Genomic DNA, 20,012 nt, shown 5'->3' with positions numbered 1-20,012 from the left:
GGGCGCCCGCGCTGGTTGCGCACCGGGCCCGCCGTCGTACGGGGGCCTGCCCCGGCGCCCTTCCCCGGCGGGCAGGGACACGTTGCTTGCCTGTGCGGATACCCTAGAAGCCGACTTGACCCTGCCCCCGACCCCGAGGATCGACGACCGCCGTGTTCGATACGCTTTCCGACCGCTTGGCGAGTACTTTCAAAAACCTCCGGGGCAAAGGCCGCTTGAGCGAGGCGGACATCGACGCCACGGCGCGCGAGATCCGGATCGCCCTGCTGGAGGCCGATGTCGCGCTGCCCGTCGTCCGCGCCTTCATCAAGCAGGTCAAGGAGCGGGCGACCGGCGTCGAGGTCTCCCAGGCGCTGAACCCCGCCCAGCAGGTCATCAAGATCGTCAACGAGGAGCTCGTCGGCATCCTCGGCGGCGAGACCCGCCGGCTGCGGTTCGCCAAGAACCCGCCGACCGTCATCATGCTGGCCGGTCTGCAGGGTGCCGGTAAGACGACCCTCGCCGGAAAGCTCGGCAACTGGCTCAAGCAGCAGGGCCACGCCCCGCTGCTGGTCGCCTGTGACCTGCAGCGCCCGAACGCCGTCAACCAGCTCTCGGTCGTCGCCGAGCGCGCCGACGTCGCCATCTTCGCGCCGGAGCCGGGCAACGGTGTCGGCGACCCGGTCAAGGTCGCTCAGGACTCGATCGAGTTCGCCCGCTCCAAGCAGCACGACGTGGTCATCGTCGACACCGCCGGCCGCCTCGGCATCGACCAGGAACTGATGCAGCAGGCCGCGGACATCCGCGACGCGGTCAAGCCGGACGAGGTCCTCTTCGTCGTCGACGCGATGATCGGCCAGGACGCGGTCAACACCGCCGAGGCGTTCCGCGACGGCGTCGGCTTCGACGGCGTGGTCCTCTCCAAGCTGGACGGCGACGCCCGCGGTGGTGCCGCGCTCTCCATCGCGCACGTCACCGGCAAGCAGATCATGTTCGCCTCCAACGGCGAGAAGCTGGACGACTTCGACGCGTTCCACCCGGACCGCATGGCGTCCCGCATCCTCGGCATGGGCGACATGCTCACGCTGATCGAGAAGGCCGAGCAGACCTTCAGCCAGCAAGAGGCCGAGAAGATGGCCTCGAAGCTGGCGAGCAGCAAGGGCAAGGACTTCACGCTCGACGACTTCCTGGCCCAGATGGAGCAGGTCCGCAAGATGGGCTCCATCTCCAAGCTCCTCGGGATGCTGCCCGGCATGGGGCAGATGAAGGAGCAGATCAACAACCTCGACGAGCGTGAGGTCGACCGTACGGCCGCGATCATCAAGTCGATGACGCCGGCCGAGCGCCAGGAGCCGACGATCATCAACGGCTCGCGCCGCGCCCGTATCGCCAAGGGCTCCGGTGTCGACGTCAGCGCGGTCAAGAACCTGGTCGAGCGGTTCTTCGAAGCCCGCAAGATGATGTCGAAGATGGCCCAGGGCGGCGGCATGCCGGGAATGCCTGGCATGCCGGGGATGCCGGGCATGGGTGGCGGCGCCAAGAAGAAGAAGCAGCAGAAGCAGGCCAAGGGCAAGCGCAAGAGCGGCAACCCGATGAAGCGGAAGGCCGAGGAAGAGGCAGCCGCCGCCCGCCGCGAGGCCGCACAGTCCGGCAATCCGCTGGGGCTGCCGCAGGGCGACGACGCGAAGAACTTTGAACTGCCCGACGAGTTCAAGAAGTTCATGGGCTGACGCCCGCACCGGCCCCCGGGCGGCACCCGCCGCCTCCGGGGCCGTGCACGGCGTTTGGATGTGTGATCGAGCCCCTGGCCGGAGCCCCGGCCGGGGGCTCGTCCGTACGGTCATGTCGGTACACCCGCCGATCCGGCCGCCGGCCTGAGGAGTGGAGCGCCGCTGCCGAGGGCGGTGGCACCCAGCCCCAGGGCAACCGCCGCTGTGGCCCCCACGTCCGCCAAGGTCCGGGCCGTCGGCAGCCGGTCCGGCCGGACGGCCTCAGGGCGGTGGATCAGCACCGGGACGTACTCCCGGGTGTGACAGGCGTGACCGATCACCGGGTCGTTGCCATGATCACCGGTGACGATCAGACGGTCGCCGGGGGAGGAGAGCAACGGCAGCAGTGTGCTCAGACCCGTATCGGTCCGCCGGAGCACGGCGGCGTACCTGAGGGCGTCCTGTTGGTGCCCCGCCAGGTCGGTCTCCTGGACGTTGCTGACGATCAGTGCCGTGCCCGGAGCCCGGCGGAGGGCGTCGAGGGTGAGCGCGAAGACGTCGGTGGTGCCCACGGCAGGGCGGCGCACCGCCGCGTCGCAGGCCAGCACCTCCGCGGCCTTGCCTACGAGCGTGACGGGGACACCCGCGCCCGCCACCAGCTCCGGCAGCCGGCGGCCCCGGTCCAACGGTGCGCCGAGGTGCTGCACCGCCAGCCCGCCGTTCCGGTAGAAGCCGCTCGCCGGGGTGTCCAGACCGACCGTGCCGAGGGCGCCCTCCCGTACGTAGGCGGGCAGCGGAGCGTCGGCGTGGCCGCCCACGGCGATCACCCGGGCGACGGGCGCCACCGAGCGCACCACCTGGGCGATGCGGAGAACGTCCGCGAACGAGACGTCCGCCAAGCAGCCGGAGACGTTCCAGTTGACGCCCGGGTCCGCCTCCAGGTTGTCGTGGACGAGAATCCGCCTGTCCACCACCAGCAAGGGACGCCCGTCGAGGCGGTCCGTGCCGTGCCCGTTCGCCCGCAGGGCCACGGCTACCTCGTCGAGGTGCTCGGCGAGCCGGGCCACCGTCACCCCGCTGCAGTCGGCCCCCATCATGGTCTGATGCCCGGCGTACGTGTCCGCCCCCGGATAACCGAGAGCCGCGCGGCCCGCGGCCACCGGCAGGGACGGCTCCCGCGGCAGGTCCGGGTGAGGGTGGGCGAGGCCGAGACCGAGAGCTTCCAGCGTGGGCAGCGGCAGGCGTCGGCCGGTGGCCGCGCGGTGCCGGTCGAGGAGGTGCCCGAGCGTGTCGGCGGCGGCGTCGCCGGGGCGCTGGGTGTCCGCGTCGGGCATCGCCCCGATCCCGAAGCCGTCGATCACGACGATGACGACCCTGCTCATGGCCTACCCGTGCCTTTCCCGACCGAGCCCTCCGGAAGCGGTCGGCCGAGCGCGTCGTGGCAGCCGATCAGCCGCGGGGAACCGGTGGCGAGGCCGGCGACGACGGCGACCGTACTGCGAGTGACGAAGACCTGGGTACGGAACGCGAGGACGGCGGTGTCGCCGGGCCGGGCGTCACCGGGAGCCAGCAGACGGTAGTAGTCGATGTTCTCCGCCGGGGCCCGCTGGACGGCGAGCCGGGCGCCGGTACGGGGAATCAGCGCCGATTCGACCCCCGACCTGGAGTAGAAGCCGCCACCGAGCAGAGCGGGCCGCCCGTCCGCGAGGACATGCATGACCTCGGTGACGTAGACGTAGGCGGGCCGTTCCGGCTGGCCCTGATCGACGGCGTGGAGCGGTGTGGTTCCGGTGAGGGCGTGGCCGGGCTCGCCGTGTGTGGCCCCCAGCTCGGCGAGCAGCGGCAGGGTGGCTGCGCAGGTCACGCCCGGAGCACTCAGCTTCAGGTCCGGGTGCCCGCGGGCGGCCAGCACCGCTAGGGCCTCGCGGACGCGCGCGAAGGTGGCGGTGGGACGCGGCTGCCCGGCCCCGGGAACACACTGGACGCAGGGGAACCCGGTGACCCCGGCGACACGGACCCCGGGCAACTCCTCCACCTCGGCCGCGAACTCCGCCAGCCCACCGAGCGGTACACCGCCCTCCTGCCCGGGATGAACCAGTCCCGGCGCCCCCTCGATCCGTACGAGAATGTCCTGCACCCAGCCCAGTCGGCGGGCGGCCTCCGAGACGGCTCGGGCGTTGGCCACATCGAAGACGGTCACCGCCTCGGGACGCCAGGCGAGCATTTCGGGCAGCGCGCGGTGCGGAATCTGCACCAGGTGGCCCACATTCCCGAACCGCGCGCCTGCCGCGTGCAGGGCGCCGGCTTCCGGTGCGTCGATGGCGGCGAAGCGGGGCAGGTGCCGGGCCACGGCCCGGATCAGTTCGGGGTTGCGGCCGATCTGTTTGACCACGGGCCAGAGGCCGAGGCTCCACCGACTCGCCTCTGCCGCCAGCAGTGCGGCATTGGCCTCGACGGCATCCAGATCGATGACATAGGTGTCCGGCTGGACCCTTCCGGTGCGGTGCAGCTCGACGGCGTGGTCGACCAGCTGCGGGTTACGCGCGAGGACAGCGTCGAGGAACATCGTGGTCAGCCCCCTTCCCCGGATACGGGATCGCCGGGTGCGGCGCCGGCGTCCAGGTCCCGCAGCGCGCGGCGGAGGATGTCGATGACCAGGTCGGCACCTGCCCGCATCGGATTGACCCGTACCGTCCAGTCGGCGAGCTCCGGCGCGTCCTCCAGGGCCGAGCTGGACATCCGGTAGACGAGCGGAGCGATCTCGTACCGGGAGTTGGCACCGACCGGGTACGGCGCGGCCCCGTACCGGGCCGCGACCCCCGGCACCGCCTGAGCTACGGGCCGGTCCAGCCTCAGCAGCACACAACGGTCCTGGACATTGGCGATCCGCACCTCGGCAACACCGGGCACTTCCCCGGCCGCCAACCGCTCGGCGACTTCCGTACCCGTCCTGGACTGCACCGCCCACATCACCGGTACATGGCTGAGCGCCCGCAGTGCATCGAGCGCCTGATGCCCCTGCACTTGGCCGCCGCCCGAGTAGTTGTCGTCGTGAACCCGCTCCACCACGTCGCGCGCACCGACGACCGCTCCCACCCCTTCCGGGCCGTGCAGCTTGAACAGCGAGAAGCAGGAAGCATCGGCGCCCAGTTCCACGCCGCACGCCGGGACCCGGAAGACCGCGTAGTTGTCGTCCACGATGGTGCGCACACCGGCGGCCCGGCAGGCGGCGAGCACTGCGCCCGGGTCGTGGGCGTCCGCCAGCCGCTGCCGGGTGTGCTGCACGAAGGCCCATCGGAACCGGCCGGAAGACAGAGCCCGGTCGAGCGCGGCACGGTCCTCGAAGTCCACCTCGACGGCCTCCATGCCCAGTCCGCGCAGGGTGACACCGGTGGTGCGGTAGACCGGCGCACGGTGCACGAGCAGTCGATCACCCGCGCCGACCACAGCGGCGAGCGCGGCCCGGATGGCGCCCGTCCCCGCACCCTGCACCAGCGCCGCCGCAGGAGCCCCGAAGTAGTCCGCGAGGACGGCCTCGGCCCGCGCGGTGGTGCGCGGGCGGCCCAGCCCCGGCACCACCCCTGCGTCCGCCTCGAAGAGCTGACGGCCCTCGAAATGCAGGGCCACGCACTCCACCAGCCGGAACTGGTTCGCCACCGCGTCCTCCACCGAGACCGTCGGCAACGGAAACGTCCTGGGCAGCCGCACACTCATGTCACCACCTCCCACCCCGCCCGGCACTTCCGGTGCCGGAAGGCGGGTGGGAAACCGCCACGGGATCAAAGGCGGCCCCGGAACCAAGTGCTGTTCCGGCACCAGGGAGACCAGGGAAACCGCGGAGGCCAGGGCCCGGTACCGTGCCCGGCTGCCCGGCCGGCCGCATCGCTGTCCGGGACTCGGCTGCTCCGCCTGCATCTCCGTCTCCGCCGTCATCACCTCCGGTCAGGAAACGCAGCGGATTGCGACGGGTCATCAGGTCGATCAAGTCCTCGTCGGCCCCGGCGGCCCGCACACGCGGCAGGAACGACCGGAACAGATGCCCGTACCCCTGGCCTCCCGTACCGGTCAGATAGCTGTGCCGGGAGATGTCGCAGCTGAGCAGTACGCGATCGGCGTGTCCGGCCTCCAGCAGCGCGAGCAGTGACCGCAGCCGGGTGGCATCGCTCTGGTAGTGCTCCTTGCCGATGGTGTCGAAGGCTACGTACGCGCCCGCCGCCGCCAGCTCCCGATGAGCCACGGGATCGTCGCGCAGATCCTGATGCCCGACGCTGATCCGGTGCGGCGCCAGGCCGGCCGAGGTCAGCAGCTCCAACTGGGCAGGGCCGCCGAATCCCAACTGGGCATGGGTCGCCAGCGACAGTCCGGTCGTGACGGCAGCGCGGGCGGCCGCGGTGAGCGTACGGACCTCCGGCCCGCTCGGCGTACGGCCATGACTGCCGACCTCCCCGATGACGCCGGGAAGAACACCGTGGCCGCCCGGGCCACCCGTGATCTCTTCGATCAGGATGTCGGCCAGTTCCTCGACACTCGCGCCGTCCACCTCAGCCGGGTGGAATCGCTCGTGGTACCAGCCGGTACCCGCGACAACCGCCACCCCCGACGCCCGGGAGATGCGCGCCAGCGCCGCGAAGTCCCGCCCCATGCCACGGCAGGTCAGCTCGATGACCAGCGTTAGCCCGAATTGGTCCCGCAGATCAGCCAGTTCATCTGCCACCGCTGCGGCGTGCCGGGCGCCCAGGAAAGCCGCGCGGTCGGTGGCCCGGGTGAGGTCCAGGGCCAGATGCTCATGGGCGAGTACGGGACCCCGCACGGCGCTGACGGACAGCGGCCCGGTGACGGTCCGCAAAAGAGAATTCATCACGCACTGCCTTCCTGACGTCCCCTGCACGCCTGCTCAGCTCTTGACCGGGGTGAAGAGGTGCAGCCAGTGGAGGAGGTTGAGGATGATGCCGGTGACGACGACTGCAGCGGGAGCGGCGGCCATCCGGACCACCACCCGGCCCACTGCCTCGTTCAGCAGATAGAGCCCGCCGGCTATCAGAATCCCCAGCCCGCCGCCCATGGCCTCGGCCGCCAGCAAGGAGCCGAAGAGGATGGCCAGTTGCAGGGTGTCGCCGATGGCGGCACGCAGGTGCTCCGAGGAGTCGCGCACCGACGGCAGCCCGCCCAGCACCTTCCCGATCCAACTGAGGGCCAGCACCTCACCGGCGAAGATCAACGCCCCGCAGACCATCGCCAGCCAGGGACTCGGCAGCAGGTAACCGACCGGATAGGCGAGGGTGAAACCGACGATGCCGTACGCCCCCGAGGCCAGCGCGGTGGTGGCGATCAGCGGGATGAACCCCAGCGCCCGGTAGAAGTCGACCTGCGCCGCTTCCGCGTACTGCCCCTTGGCGATCAGGAAACTGGTCGCCTCCCCACCGCCGAACACATGCAACTGGGCCAGCAGACAGACACCGGAACCCAGCACCATGAACAACGGCAGGTGCCGACGCAACCGAGCCGCGCTGGAGCCGAACAACGACACCATCGGATCCACCTCGCCTGGCGTCCCACCGACGCCCGGACCACCCGAAGCCGCTCCCTTCCCGGCTACCGGATCACCCGGAGCCTGCCCGCGCGTGGACGTCACCACGGCTGCCGTGTCACGCTCCGCCCGGCGCTGACGCACGTCTTTCGCCACCGCGAACCCGATGAGAAGCAGCACTCCGACCGCCATGGCCGGTGCCCCCGCGAACACCTCGGGCCACACCTTCATCGTCAGCACCACGAGCGCCAGCTCCACCCCACCCGCCAGAGCCCCGCGCAGCCTCCCGAACTGTCTGGTGATCGCCAGCACCGGGAACAGCGTGAAGAGAAAGAGGATCGGCGTCGCCATCTGCTGCATGGCCGTCAGGAAGTCGACCGGCAGATCGTGCGCGAGATCGTTGGCCCCGTCCAGCCCGAACACGACCACCGCGCCCCACGCGCCGCCGAGCAGCGGCGCGAGCCACTTCTCCGGTGCGAGGATGCCCAGCACGTCGGTGGGCAGGAACAGCAGCCAGGGATTGAGCACCCCGGAGGAGAGCGCCATCGGCGCCCCCAGCCCGAAGATGAATCCGGCGGAGAGCCCGAAGGACACCGCCGTGGTGGCGCTCCGGGTCGTACGGCCTTGGACGAAGTCGAGCATGAAAGGGCGTACACCGTCGTTGAAGACGGCCAGCGCCAGGTGTGAGAGGAACGCGGTCAGCGCGCACAGGGCCACGACGGTCAGTTGCTGCGCGAGCGGGAAGTCGAGACCGGTGCTCGCGGCGAAGACGGTGCTGCTCACGGGGTCACTCCTTTGTGCCCTGGCAGGTCATCGGGTCGTACGGCCCTCGCAGGCCGGGGGCACCGGGCCGGTGGCCGGCCCGGCACCGTTAGATGCGGTCAGGTGCGGGCGGCGATGGCTCCGGCCAGCTTGGGCGTGACCGCGTGGATCTGGTCCACGGCGAAGCCGAACACTTTCTTGCCCTGGTCCAGCAAGGCATTGACCTCGTCCTCCGAGGGGACCGAGCGGCCGAAGGTGTGGCAGACGGCGGATCCCATCAGCCCGACCAGCACGCCCAGCGACGCCCCGGCTCCGGTCTGGCAGGTGCCGAGGAAGTAGTCGGCCCGGCCGGCCCGCAGCCGTGTTGCCGCGTCCATGTCGTTGCAGACCACGACCTCGACGCCGGCCGGCGCCAGCCGCTCCACGGCGTCCGCGACCTCGGCCTTGCCGACTCCGCCGGTGAGGATGATCGTCATGGTGTGTCCCTTCGCAGGAGGGCGAAATGCATCGCCAGGAAGTTGATCTCGGATTCGGGGAACGGAGAACCGAAGGCGCTCTCGGCCCGTACGGAGACGGCGTGGGCCCGCCGGAGGGCCTGGGGGTGGTCGGCCAGTTCCGCCGCCGCTATGTCGTCGGTACGGAACCCCTCCACCGGCTCGCCGTCCCGCAGCCGGGTCAGTGCCATCAGCAGATGGCTGGTGAGCATTCCCGCGGTCTCCTCGGTGACCACGCACTCGTCGGCGGCCAACGCGTCCAGTTCGGTCCGTACGAAATCAGCGACCTCGGACCGCACCTGACCGCTCTCCACGAAGATCCGGATCCGTTGCGCGAGCAGGGCTTCCATGCCCGTCCCCTGGTGGTCGGTAGAAGAATTCGGCGTCTTGCGCATCGATCTGTAGCTGTGGGGAGCGCCTGCGGGCAGGCACCCGGTGACCCGTTCGGTCCTAGGGAGACAGCTCGTTCTCCCCTGGCCGCAGCCGCCACGGCCGTCTCAGTAGGAAGGAATGCGCTCCCCTCGCAGCACCTCGTCCTGGAGACCGGTGACGGCTCCAAGATCGAGTGATCCGCTCACGGCAGCCAGTGCCTCGCTGCCCTCCTTGCGGGCTATCAGTGCCGCGCTGCAATTCCGCAGCGACAGATCGCCGGGGATCTCGTCACCGAGCGGCAGCACCTCCACCTCGTCGCCAAGCTGCCCCCGCACCTCGTCGAGACTCCAGACGGTGGCGTCGGCCCGGTCTTGCGCGAACAGGTCATGGATCCGTATGAACGAGCTCTCCAGCCACGTCACGTCCTCACGGTCGGCGAACGCCCGCTCGGCCAGCGCTCGTTGATCCTCCGACGTGGTGTCCACGGCGACCCGCAGGCCGTCGGTGTCGAGCTGGACGCCGCGCCGCAGCAGCAGCCCGTGCCCCCCGACGTACGTGGCCGGGCCCAGGTCGGCGATCAGGTCGACGGGGTGCTGCTCCATCAACCGGTCGGCAGCGGAGCGGGACAGCACCGCCAGGTCGACCTTGCCGTCCAGCAGGGCGGACACCCGCGAGGCGGCACCGCGCATGAAGGTGATGGCGAAGGGCGCGCCGGCCTCCTCGAAGGCGGTCCGCAGGCCGGTGGCAAGGCCTTCGTGACGGCGCGAGTGGGGTAGCGGCATCGCGGCGAGGACGGTGCCCAGCCCGGCGAGGCGCCACAGTATGCCGCGGTCCGCGCGCACCAGGAAGGTGCCGAGGTGCCCACGGGCCACGGTCTCTAGTGCGCCCGTCTCCTCCAGCAGTTGGAGCGCGGCCTGCACCGTCCCGTTGCCGACCCCGAGCTCCGTGGCGAGGTCGCGGACCCGGGGGAGTCGCGCGGCGTCGCCCTCGGTGGGCTGGTTGATCAGCAGTGCGGAGAGGCGCCGGGCGGCGTGCCCGTTGCGGGTCAGGAACCGTTCGTCGATGCTGTTCATGGAAACGACAGTAAACAGAATTCTGGATATTGGGTATACCTCGCACGGGTGAATGCCTGGCGCCTCGGTGTTGACGCGCGCTCTCGGCTCGGACGGGGGAGGGGGCGCCGCCGGGCTCGGCTGGCCGGCCACGGTCACCCCTGTCGCGTGCCAGCGACGGGGCGGGCGGGGCCCGGCGGAGAACCGGCCGGCCTGACGGTCAGAAGGCCGGAAGAGGCGGAGCAGCCGGAAGGTCCCGACGGGACAGAAGAGCTGGGCGGGCTGGACGAGCCGACAGCGTTGCAAGCCCCCGAGGAGCCGAAAGACTCGAAAGAGCAAGGGACCGAAGCAGCGGAAGCGGTACGGACCGAAGCAGCGGAAAGGCCGAGGAAATCGCGGCGGAAGGAATCGCTGCCGAAAGGGTCACGTACGAGCGATGAGATAGCGGAACACGTTAGCCATCCAGACCGTGCCGTCCGGACGCTGATGCGGATGCAGCGCCTCACTCAGTTCCTTCTCCACCTGAGCCTGCTCGGTGACCTCCAGCGCCGCGTCGAACAGCCCCGTGGACAGCAGCCCGCGCACCGCGCTCGGCAGACTGCCGTAACCGAACGGGCAGGCCACCCGCCCCGACCCGTCGGGCCGCAGTCCTGTGCGGTCGGCCAGATCCTCAAGATCGTCCCGGCCGCTGGGCCGCCAGCCGCCCGCCGTGCGCAACGGGTCCGCCAGCCGCTGGGCCACCCGCAGCACACTCGCCGTGGCGCACCGCTCCACGGGCCCCCAGCCGCCCAGTACCACCGGGCTGCCGCGCTCCGCGAGTCCGGCGGCCGTCACCAGCGAAGCCGTCAGCCCTTCGACGCTGCTGACACAGCCAACCGGGTGAAAGGCCGTCACCAGATTGAACGCCGAGCCGTCCGGGGCGGCCGCCCGCTCGGGGCCGCCGCACGCCAGTACCGTGGCGGGTGCCGTGTCGCCGCGGGCTTCGCGCGAGGAGTCGGGGGTCAGCCGTTCCCGCGCCAGATCCAGCCGTTCGTGGTCCGCGTCCACGCCGCAGACCTGCGCTCCGCGGGCCGCGGCGATCAGCAGCGCGAGCCCGGAACCGCACCCCAGGCCCAGCAGCCTGGTGTGGGGGCCGACATCCACCCGGTCGTAGACGGCCTCGTACAGCGGCACCAGCATCCGTTCCTGGATCTCGGCCCAGTCGCGGGCGCGTCCACAGGAGCCGGCCGGTGCGGACGGGTCGTGAGAACCGGGAGAGCCGGACTGCCGGAGGTGATGCCGTACGAGCGTGGGTGTCATCGAAAGCGCCCCAATCCGCCGAGAACCCGAAGCTGTCAGTGGTCGATCTCCCCCGTGTCCCGCCCCTGTGTTCGCGTCGTGCGCCCCCGCATTCCAGACAACTCCCCATCCGGCCCGGAGTCCAGGGTTGCGCCGGGGTTGTCTCCCGCGCGCCCCTCAGTGCGCCGGGGTGCAATTTCGTTTGCCGGTACCAGGTGTCGCGCCCCTACCATGCGCGCCATGGCAAAGGCTCCCGTTCTCACGCCCCAGGCGGACGATTTTCCCCGCTGGTACCAGGATCTGATCAGCAAGGCCGAGCTGGCCGACAACGGGCCGGTGCGCGGCACCATGGTCATCCGACCGTACGGGTACGGGCTCTGGGAACGGATGCAGCAGGAGGTGGACGCGCGCATCAAGGAAGCGGGCGCCCAGAACGCCTACTTCCCGCTCCTGATCCCGCAGTCGTACCTGACCAGGGAGGCCGAGCACGTCGAGGGCTTCGCGCCGGAACTGGCGGTGGTCACCCACGGCGGCGGCAAGGAACTGGAGGAACCGGCCGTCGTCCGGCCCACCTCCGAGACCATCGTCAACGAGTACTTCTCCAAGTGGGTGCAGAGCTACCGCGACCTCCCCCTGCTCATCAACCAGTGGGCCAACGTCGTCCGTTGGGAGATGCGGCCGCGGGTGTTCCTCCGGACGACGGAATTCCTCTGGCAGGAGGGCCACACCGCGCACGCCACCTGTGAGGAGGCCCGCGACTACGCCGCCCGCATCCACCGGGACGTCTACGCCGACTTCATGGTCAACGTGCTCGCCGTCGACGTGGTGGCCGGGCGCAAGACCCCGACGGAACGGTTCGCCGGCGCCATCAACACCCTCACCCTCGAAGCGATGATGGGCGACGGCAAGGCCCTCCAGATGGCCACCAGCCACGAACTGGGCCAGAACTTCGCGCGCGCCTTCCACACGCAGTACCTCTCCAAGGATGGCACGCAGGAACTCGTCTGGCAGACCTCCTGGGGCAGCACCACCCGCATGATCGGAGCGCTGGTCATGTCGCACGGTGACGATCACGGCCTGCGCGTCCCGCCCCGGCTGGCCGCGGTGCAGGCCGTAGTCCTCGCGGTCAAGGGCGACGACGCCGTACGGGCCGAGGTCCGGCGGATCGGCGACACCCTGAGGGCGGCGGGGGTACGCGTCCAGGTGGACGACCGTACGGACATCCCCTTCGGGCGCCGCGCGGTCGACTGGGAACTGAAGGGCGTGCCGATCCGGGTCGAGGTCGGCCCGCGTGACCTGGAGAACGGCACCGCGGTGCTCGTCCGCCGTATCCCCGGAGGCAAGGAACCGGTCCGGCTCGACGCGCTCGCCTCCCTGCTCCCCGCCTTCCTGGAGGGGGACCAGGCGCTCCTCCTGCGGCAATCCCGTGAGCGCCGGCAGTCGCGCACTACGGACGTGACGACGGTCGAGGAGGCCGTCGAGGCGGCGGCCTCGGGCGGCTGGGCCCGTATCCCGTGGGCGGCACTCGGCCCCGGGGGAGAGGCCCGGCTCGCCGAGCGGGCGACGACCGTACGGTGTCTGGTCGCCGAGGACGGGTCGGTGCCCGACGCGGACGACACCCCCGGTACGATCGCGGTCGTCGCGCGCGCCTACTGAGCCCCACCGGGCTCCACTGGTGGCACGCCGCGGCCCACGGGCAACGGTTGTCCCGGCGCGTACCCATCTCTTACGCGCCGGGGCGTACGCGCGGGTACGCCCCGGCTTGCCACCCGACGCGCGCCTTCTCCGCAGTTCTGCGCACACGCCGTCCTCGAAACCCATGACCAGAAACTGACCGGTACGTGCAAATTATTTGAGATGCCCCGTAATCGGAACACTGGATGGGCCCGGCTCGTTGTCACGACGTGAGCACGACACCGCCTGTTCTCGCCGCCGAACTGGCGCTCGCGTGGGCCGACATTCAACGGCACCACCCCGAGCTGCCGGACCTGGCCGCGCCCGAGTCCTTGATCGGAGAGTCCTCGTCCGCCTGTGGGGCCGAGCTCTCCTTCGAACGGCTGCTGCATGAGGCAGTCCACGGCATCGCCGCCGCCCGCGGCGTCCGCGACACCTCACGCGCCGGCCGCTACCACAACCGCCGATTCCTCGCCATCGCCGAGGAGTTGGGCCTCGACCACGTCGACGAGCCGCACCCGAGCAGCGGCTTCTCGCTGGTCACGCTCAACCCTGAGGCCAGAAGGCGCTACCGCCCCACCATCGAGCGGCTCGCCAGAGCCCTCAAGGCGCACTCCGCCGCGACCACGGCCGACAGCGCCCGCAGTTTCCGAGGCCCGGCCGCACGGCACGGCTCCTCCGGCGGTGGCGTGCGCGTCAAGGCCGTCTGCGATTGCGGGCGAAATGTCCGGGTCGTCCCGTCCGTGCTGGCGCAGGCGCCCATCGTCTGCGGCGGCTGCGGCAAGCCCTTCCGGATTCCCGAGGTCGCTGCGGTCGGCTGACCTGGAGTGGTGTGGCACAATGGTCAGCTGTACTCGACAGTCGCACAGGACCCCTCTCTCCTCCGGCTGGCGCGTCCATCGGGCACCCGAGTACCGCAACCCCACGTGGCATCCCGTTGTGCCCAACCACGTCAAGACCAGGAGACACCACTCCCGTGGCAGTCAAGATCAAGCTGAAGCGTCTGGGCAAGATCCGCGCGCCTCACTACCGCATCATCATCGCCGACTCCCGCACCCGCCGTGACGGCCGGGCGATCGAGGAGATCGGCCTGTACCACCCGGTGCAGAACCCGTCGCGCATCGAGGTCGACTCCGAGCGTGTCCAGTACTGGCTGGGTGTCGGCGCGCAGCCGACCGAGCCCGTCATGGCCATCCTCAAGGTCACCGGTGACTGGCAGAAGTTCAAGGGCCTGCCCGCCCCGGCGCCGATGAAGGTCGCCGAGCCGAAGGCCGACAAGAGCGCCCTGTTCGAGGCTCTGGCCAAGGACGGCGACGAGCCGAAGGGTGAGGCGATCACCCCGAAGGCGAAGAAGGCTGACAAGAAGGCGGACGAGGCCGAGGCCGAGTCCACCTCCGAGTCGACCGAGTCCTGATCATGCTCGAGGAGGCCCTCGAGCACCTCGTAAAGGGCATCGTCGACAACCCCGACGACGTGCAGGTCGCTTCGCGCACCCTGCGCCGCGGGCGCGTTCTGGAGGTCCGGGTCCACCCCGACGACCTCGGGAAGGTGATCGGCCGCAACGGCCGCACCGCGCGTGCCCTGCGGACGGTCGTAGGCGCCATCGGCGGCCGCGGTATCCGGGTCGACCTCGTCGACGTGGACCAGGTCCGCTGAGCAGAACCGGGGTACCGGGCACTCCCCGGACCAGGCAGTACCGGCACGGGCCGGGGAGGGCTACGGCTCGCCCCGGCCCGTTGTCGTAGGCATCTGCGACGATGCACGTATGACCGTTACCACCGATTGACGAATCACGAGGCGAGGACCGCCACCGCGGCGAGCGGCGGGCGGCCGGCCGCGAAGAGGGGCACTGTGCAGCTGGTAGTCGCGCGGATCGGCCGCGCCCACGGCATCAAGGGCGAGGTCACCGTCGAGGTGCGTACCGACGAGCCGGAGCTGCGGCTCGCGCCCGGCGCCGTACTGGCCACGGACCCGCCCGCAACCGGCCCGCTGACCATCGAGACCGGCCGGGTGCACAGCGGGCGCCTGCTGCTGCGTTTCGAGGGCGTACGGGACCGTACGGGCGCCGAAGCGCTGCGGAACACGCTGCTGATCGCCGAGGTCGACCCCGAAGAGGTCCCCGAGGACCCCGAGGAGTTCTACGACCACCAGCTCGTAGACCTCGACGTGGTCACCCGCGACGGCACCGAGGTCGGCCGGATCGCCGAGATCTCCCACCTGCCCTACCAGGACCTGCTGATCGTCCGCCGCCCGGACGGCAGCGAGATCATGATCCCGTTCGTCTCCGAGATCGTGCCGGAGATCGACCTGGCGGAGCAGAAGGCGGTCATCGACCCCCCGCCCGGCCTGCTCGACGACAGCCAGGCCGAGGTGGCCTCGGCCCGCGACGCGTCCGACGCGGCCGCGGCCCCGAAGACGGAGGGCACCACCCCGGCCCGTGGCACCGGCGAGGACGTGTGATGCGGCTCGACGTCGTCACGATCTTCCCGGAGTACCTGGAACCGCTGAACGTCTCCCTGGTCGGCAAGGCCCGCGCCCGCGGCCAGTTGGACGTCCGCATCCACGACCTGCGGGAATGGACCCACGACAAGCACAACACCGTCGACGACACACCGTACGGCGGCGGCCCCGGCATGGTCATGAAGCCCGAGCCGTGGGGCGAGGCGCTGGACGCGGTCATCGACTCCCAGGAGGGCGACCCGGTCATCGTCGTCCCCACCCCGAGCGGCAAGCCCTTCACCCAGCAGCTCGCCGTGGAGCTCTCCGAGAAGCCCTGGCTGGTCTTCACCCCCGCCCGCTACGAGGGCATCGACCGCCGTGTCATCGAGGAGTACGGCGACCGCGTGGACGTCCGCGAGGTCTCCATCGGCGACTACGTCCTGGCCGGCGGTGAGGCCCCGTCCTGGTGATGGTCGAGGCCATCGCCAGGCTGCTGCCCGGTGTGCTGGGCAACTCGGCCTCCCACCAGGACGACTCCTTCGCCCCCGGCGCGATGGCGGACCTCCTGGAAGGCCCCGTCTACACGAAGCCTCCCGAGTGGCGCGGCCGCGGCATCCCGGAGGTGCTGCTCAGCGGGCACCACGGCAAGATCGCCCGCTGGCGCCGGGACGAAGCGTTCCGCCGTACCGACCGCAACCGCCCCGACCTCATCGAGCGCGCCGACCCGGCCGCCTTCGACAAGAAGGACCGCGAGACCCTCTCGATCCTCGGGTGGGCCGAGGGAACGGGCGGTCGATTTGGGCGTACGACCGACGACGTGGAAGAATAGGCCGCTGCTGTGTGCGTCCGGCGCGCGCCCCTGCCACAGGGGGAACGACGCCCGCCCGACGGAACGGCAACCTCAACGCAATTCTCCAGTTCCGTTGATGACCTGTGGCATCAACGAAGAAAGCAGTGGGTCATGAACCTTCTCGACTCCGTCGACTCCGCGTCGCTGCGCAGCGACATCCCGGCCTTCCGCCCGGGTGACACCGTCAACGTCCACGTGCGCGTCATCGAGGGCAACCGCTCCCGTGTGCAGCAGTTCAAGGGCGTCGTCATCCGCCGCCAGGGCGCGGGCGTCCGCGAGACCTTCACGGTCCGCAAGGTCAGCTTCTCCGTCGGCGTCGAGCGCACCTTCCCCGTGCACACCCCGATCGTCGAGAAGATCGAGCTGGTGACCCGCGGTGACGTGCGTCGCGCCAAGCTGTACTACCTCCGTGAGCTGCGCGGCAAGGCCGCGAAGATCAAGGAGAAGCGCGACAACTGAACAGACGTCCGGCGTCCTGGACCGGCCGGATAGGCTCAGGGTCCGATGGACACCGACGCACAGCTTTCGGAGCGCGACCGCTCTCCCGCCCCAGAACCGGGGCCGGAGCAGGGGTCGCGCTCCGCGCGTTTTTCCGCGCACTCTTCGTCCGGGGCATCTGAGGCATCCGGGCCGGACGGGACGGCCGGGCCCCTCGGGCCCGAGAAGCGGGCCGAACGGGGTGCAGGGCCCTCGGGGCGTACGCAGGGGGTCTCTGGGCCGGATGATCGGCCGGAGGGGGCCAGGGGCGCGCGAGGCCGGCCTGATGGGCTTGCCGGTGCGGGGGGGCGGTCGGAGAGCGGTACGGGCCCACAGGAGCGGCCGGATCAGGCCACGGGATCGCGTGATCGGAAAGCGCCGTCCCAAGAGGCGCTGCCTCAGAGCGCGTCGCTTCAGGAGCCCCAGGAGGGGGAACCGCGACGGCGCCGGTCCTGGATCCGGCGGTTCGGGTCCTGGTTGGGAGCAGGTGTGTCCGCCCTGTGGCACCGGCCCGTTCTGCTGCTCGCGGCCTGTGTGGCCTTCGTCCTGCTGCTGAGCGCCTTCGTCGTACAGCCCTTCCTGATCCCCAGCTCCTCCATGGAGAACACCCTGCGGATCGGTGACCGGGTGCTGGTCAACAAGCTGGCGTACCGCTTCGGTGGCGAACCGCGCCGGGGCGACGTGATTGTTTTCGACGGCACCGGTTCGTTCCGACAGAGCGAACCCGGCGAGAACCCGGTGACCGGACTGATCCGGGGAACGGGCGCGGCGCTGGGGTTGGCCGAGCCCGCGGCCACCGACTACATCAAGCGCGTGATCGGCGTCGGCGGGGACCGGGTGACCTGCTGCGACAAACGGGGGCGGATCAAGGTGAACGGCGAGCCGGTGGACGAGGACTACCTGTTCCCGGGGGACGCGCCGTCCTCCGACGCGTTCGACATCGTGGTGCCGGAGGGAAAGCTGTGGGTCATGGGAGACCACCGCGGCAGATCACGTGACTCACGGGACCACCTCGGCGAACCAGGAGGCGGCACCGTCCCGGTCGGCAAGGTGATCGGCCGCGCGGACTGGATCGCCTGGCCGGTGGGCCACTGGACGGCCCTGCACCGCCCGCACGCCTTCGACGGCATACCGGGCGCGGCAGGCAGCCATGGGTAACCGGGGGCGGCCCAGGCACGGGCATCAGGGGGCGGCGGGCGCGGACGAGTCGGACGGGGAAGCGGCGTACGGGGGCGGCTCGCGCGGGTCCGCCGTGTTCGGGCCCGAGTACGGAGCCGACGGAACCGGTTACGGGACCGGCCATGGGCCTGGTCACAGGTCAGACTTCGGGGCCGGCTACAGGGCTGACTCGTACGCGGGGCACGGCGGCAGCCCGTACGAAAGCGCAGGTCACGGGGACGCATCGTACGGCGAAGGAGCCGGGTCCGGCGGCGGCGCGCGCGTCAGTACGCGAACGACCAGGCCCGCCACTGGAGGACGTGCCGCACGACGTCGCCAGGCGCGCCGTATCAAACGGCGCAGGCGTCGCTCCTACCTCAAAGAGATACCGATCCTCATCGGGGTGGCCCTGGCCATCGCGCTGGTGCTCAAGACGTTCCTCGTCCAGGCCTTCGTGATCCCCTCAGGCTCCATGGAGCAGACCATCCGGATCGGCGACCGGGTCCTGGTCGACAAGCTCACCCCTGGTTCGGCTCGGAACCCGAGCGCGGTGACGTGGTCGTCTTCAAGGACCCCGGGGGGTGGCTGAAGGACGAGCAGGTCACCTCCGCCGACGACCCGGTGGTGGTCAAGCAGATCAAGGAGTTCATGACCTTCATCGGTCTGCTCCCGTCGGCCGACGAGCAGGATCTGATCAAGCGAGTGGTGGGCGTCGGGGGCGACACCGTCAAGTGCTGTGACAAGCAAGGGCATGTCACGGTCAACGGAACCCCTTGAATGAGCCGTACATACATCCGGGCGATTCGCCCTCGGAGTTCAAATTCGAGGTCAAGGTTCCGGCCGGCCGGATCTTCGTGATGGGCGACCACCGCTCCAATTCGGCGGACTCGCGGTATCACCTGGACGAGCCGTACCGTGGGACGATCTCGGTGGACAACGTGGTCGGCCGGGCCGTGGTCATCGCCTGGCCGGTGGGACACTGGCGCCGCCTGGAGGAGCCTGACACCTATGCGACCGTGCGCGACGCGCCGGGCGCGAGGGCGACGGCACGGCAGGCTCCGCATAGTCTGTCCTCCGACGGTTTGTCCGAACTCCCGACCCCTGCGGAACTCCCGCTCGTTATGGGAGTGGTGGGCCTGCACCGGCTATCGGGCAGGCAGTGGCGTGGAGTAAGGAGTGGATGTGGGGGACTTGGCGGTCGGCGCGCGGTCCGGAACCGAAGAGCCCGAAGAGCCGGCGGGAAACGGTGAGTCCGCACAGCCCGCCGCGTCCGGAGTGCCGGGAGGACCGGCGGACCCGGCACGGGCGACGGATCCGGGACAGCCGGCCGGCCCCGGTCGGCCGACGGGCCCGGGAGTGCCGTTGGACAAGGAACAGCCGGTGGACGAGGAGGAGAGCGGCAGCGTGAAGAAGGGCAAGAAGCCGCGTGCCTTCTGGAAAGAGCTGCCGATCCTCATCGGGATCGCGCTGATCCTCGCGCTGATCATCAAGACATTCCTGGTGCAGGCGTTCTCCATCCCGTCCGACTCGATGCAGGACACCCTGCAGCGCGGCGACCGGGTGCTCGTGGACAAGCTCACCCCCTGGTTCGGCTCCGAACCGGAACGTGGCGAGGTTGTCGTCTTCCACGACCCGGGCGGCTGGCTGAACGAGGTGCCCACCCCCGAGCCCAACGCGATCCAGCAGGTCCTCAGCTTCATCGGCCTGATGCCGTCGGCCGAGGAGAAGGACCTGATCAAGCGGGTCATCGCCGTCGGCGGTGACACCGTGGAGTGCCAGGGCACCGGCCCGGTCAAGGTCAACGGCACGGCCCTGAAGGAGGACTCGTACCTCTACCCGGGCAACACGCCGTGCGGGGACAAGCCGTTCGGGCCGATCAAGGTGCCGAAGGACAGCATCTGGGTCATGGGCGACCACCGCCAGGACTCCCTCGACTCGCGCTACCACACGAACCTCAAGGGCAACGGCACGGTCGAGACCAAGCAGGTCGTGGGCCGCGCCTTCACGATCGCCTGGCCGATCAACCGCTGGTCGTGGCTGTCGGTGCCGGACACCTTCGACCAGCCCGCGCTGAACAAGGCCATGGCGGCGACGCCGGCGGCGCTCGGACTCGCGGGCGCGGTGCCGATCGTGCTGTGGCGGCGCCGTAGGCGGACCGCGCGGGTGGCGCAGGCGGTGGAGCGGGCATCCGACTGAGCGGGTGACCGCGCCGGGCCGTGCGCGCGGTGCGCGGCCCGGAGG

Annotated in this window: 17 protein-coding genes and 3 pseudogenes; 11 read left to right on the top strand and 9 right to left on the bottom strand. The window is 70.5% G+C overall.

The window, feature by feature from the left end; all coding sequences use genetic code 11:
• Positions 1-152: 152 nt before the first annotated feature.
• A complete protein-coding gene (gene ffh / locus EJG53_RS11405) occupies positions 153-1,709 on the top strand; it encodes a signal recognition particle protein (RefSeq protein WP_125044752.1) in 1,557 nt (518 codons plus the stop codon).
• A 110-nt stretch (positions 1,710-1,819) separates the two neighbouring features.
• Here ffh and EJG53_RS11400 read toward each other — a convergent pair whose 3' ends face one another.
• The 9 genes and pseudogenes from EJG53_RS11400 to EJG53_RS11360 all read right to left on the bottom strand — a co-directional run bounded on the left by EJG53_RS11400 (position 1,820) and on the right by EJG53_RS11360 (position 11,194).
• Entirely contained in the window at positions 1,820-3,070 is a 1,251-nt protein-coding gene (locus EJG53_RS11400) for a phosphopentomutase (RefSeq protein WP_125044751.1), read from the bottom strand.
• Positions 3,067-4,254, bottom strand: coding sequence for an alanine racemase (locus EJG53_RS11395; RefSeq protein WP_125044750.1), 1,188 nt, complete (start codon positions 4,252-4,254; stop codon positions 3,067-3,069). The genes EJG53_RS11400 and EJG53_RS11395 overlap by 4 nt, the downstream gene beginning before the upstream one ends.
• A gap of 5 nt (positions 4,255-4,259) precedes the next feature.
• Positions 4,260-5,402, bottom strand: coding sequence for an aminotransferase class V-fold PLP-dependent enzyme (locus EJG53_RS11390; RefSeq protein ID WP_125044749.1), 1,143 nt, complete (start codon positions 5,400-5,402; stop codon positions 4,260-4,262).
• A 223-nt stretch (positions 5,403-5,625) separates the two neighbouring features.
• Positions 5,626-6,546, bottom strand: a pseudogene (locus EJG53_RS11385) (phosphotriesterase family protein); the annotation flags it as partial.
• A 36-nt stretch (positions 6,547-6,582) separates the two neighbouring features.
• On the bottom strand, positions 6,583-7,998 hold the full coding sequence (locus EJG53_RS11380) for a YhfT family protein (protein WP_125044748.1): 1,416 nt from the start codon (positions 7,996-7,998) through the stop codon (positions 6,583-6,585).
• 98 nt (positions 7,999-8,096) lie between these two features.
• Positions 8,097-8,453: a DUF2620 family protein gene (locus EJG53_RS11375; RefSeq protein ID WP_125044747.1), complete on the bottom strand. Its 357-nt coding sequence runs from the start codon at positions 8,451-8,453 to the stop codon at positions 8,097-8,099.
• Complete coding sequence (locus EJG53_RS11370) at positions 8,450-8,821, bottom strand: PRD domain-containing protein (protein WP_125049316.1); 372 nt, start codon at positions 8,819-8,821, stop codon at positions 8,450-8,452. Before EJG53_RS11370 ends, EJG53_RS11375 begins: the two co-directional genes overlap by 4 nt.
• Positions 8,822-8,968: 147 nt before the next feature.
• Complete coding sequence (gene yhfZ / locus EJG53_RS11365; RefSeq protein WP_125044746.1) at positions 8,969-9,916, bottom strand: GntR family transcriptional regulator YhfZ; 948 nt, start codon at positions 9,914-9,916, stop codon at positions 8,969-8,971.
• Positions 9,917-10,318: 402 nt separating this feature from the next.
• A complete protein-coding gene (locus tag EJG53_RS11360; RefSeq protein WP_125044745.1) occupies positions 10,319-11,194 on the bottom strand; it encodes a methyltransferase domain-containing protein in 876 nt (291 codons plus the stop codon).
• A gap of 219 nt (positions 11,195-11,413) precedes the next feature.
• Between EJG53_RS11360 and proS the strand changes: the two genes are divergently transcribed.
• From proS to lepB (EJG53_RS11305), 10 genes and pseudogenes are all read left to right on the top strand, one after another.
• Positions 11,414-12,829, top strand: a complete 1,416-nt coding sequence (proS, locus tag EJG53_RS11355) for a proline--tRNA ligase (RefSeq protein WP_125044744.1) — start codon at positions 11,414-11,416, stop codon at positions 12,827-12,829.
• Positions 12,830-13,077: 248 nt separating this feature from the next.
• Positions 13,078-13,668, top strand: coding sequence for a hypothetical protein (locus tag EJG53_RS11350; RefSeq protein ID WP_003980231.1), 591 nt, complete (start codon positions 13,078-13,080; stop codon positions 13,666-13,668).
• Between the two features lie 155 nt (positions 13,669-13,823).
• Positions 13,824-14,261 carry a 30S ribosomal protein S16 gene (rpsP, locus tag EJG53_RS11345; protein WP_030018410.1) on the top strand — a complete coding sequence of 146 codons (438 nt, stop codon included), beginning with the start codon at positions 13,824-13,826 and terminating at the stop codon, positions 14,259-14,261.
• A gap of 2 nt (positions 14,262-14,263) precedes the next feature.
• A complete protein-coding gene (locus EJG53_RS11340; RefSeq protein WP_003980229.1) occupies positions 14,264-14,503 on the top strand; it encodes an RNA-binding protein in 240 nt (79 codons plus the stop codon).
• Positions 14,504-14,698: 195 nt separating this feature from the next.
• Positions 14,699-15,307 carry a ribosome maturation factor RimM gene (gene rimM, locus EJG53_RS11335; protein ID WP_125044743.1) on the top strand — a complete coding sequence of 203 codons (609 nt, stop codon included), beginning with the start codon at positions 14,699-14,701 and terminating at the stop codon, positions 15,305-15,307.
• A pseudogene (gene trmD / locus EJG53_RS11330) lies at positions 15,307-16,115 on the top strand (tRNA (guanosine(37)-N1)-methyltransferase TrmD). Before rimM ends, trmD begins: the two are co-directional and overlap by 1 nt.
• Before the next feature lie 132 nt (positions 16,116-16,247).
• Positions 16,248-16,595, top strand: coding sequence for a 50S ribosomal protein L19 (gene rplS / locus EJG53_RS11325; RefSeq protein WP_031007308.1), 348 nt, complete (start codon positions 16,248-16,250; stop codon positions 16,593-16,595).
• Between the two features lie 411 nt (positions 16,596-17,006).
• The gene (gene lepB, locus EJG53_RS11315; RefSeq protein WP_371858798.1) at positions 17,007-17,771 is read left to right on the top strand and encodes a signal peptidase I; all 765 of its coding nucleotides are present in this window, start codon (positions 17,007-17,009) and stop codon (positions 17,769-17,771) included.
• Positions 17,764-19,021, top strand: a pseudogene (lepB, locus tag EJG53_RS11310) (signal peptidase I). The gene lepB (EJG53_RS11315) and the pseudogene lepB (EJG53_RS11310) overlap by 8 nt, the downstream one beginning before the upstream one ends.
• Complete coding sequence (gene lepB, locus EJG53_RS11305; protein WP_125049314.1) at positions 18,963-19,967, top strand: signal peptidase I; 1,005 nt, start codon at positions 18,963-18,965, stop codon at positions 19,965-19,967. Before lepB (EJG53_RS11310) ends, lepB (EJG53_RS11305) begins: the two are co-directional and overlap by 59 nt.
• Positions 19,968-20,012: the final 45 nt, after the last annotated feature.

Origin of the sequence: Streptomyces chrestomyceticus JCM 4735 (assembly GCF_003865135.1) — a bacterium.
GTDB lineage: Bacteria > Actinomycetota > Actinomycetes > Streptomycetales > Streptomycetaceae > Streptomyces > Streptomyces chrestomyceticus.
Note: the sequence above shows the minus strand (reverse complement) of the source record. Positions and strands in the feature narration are given on the sequence as shown.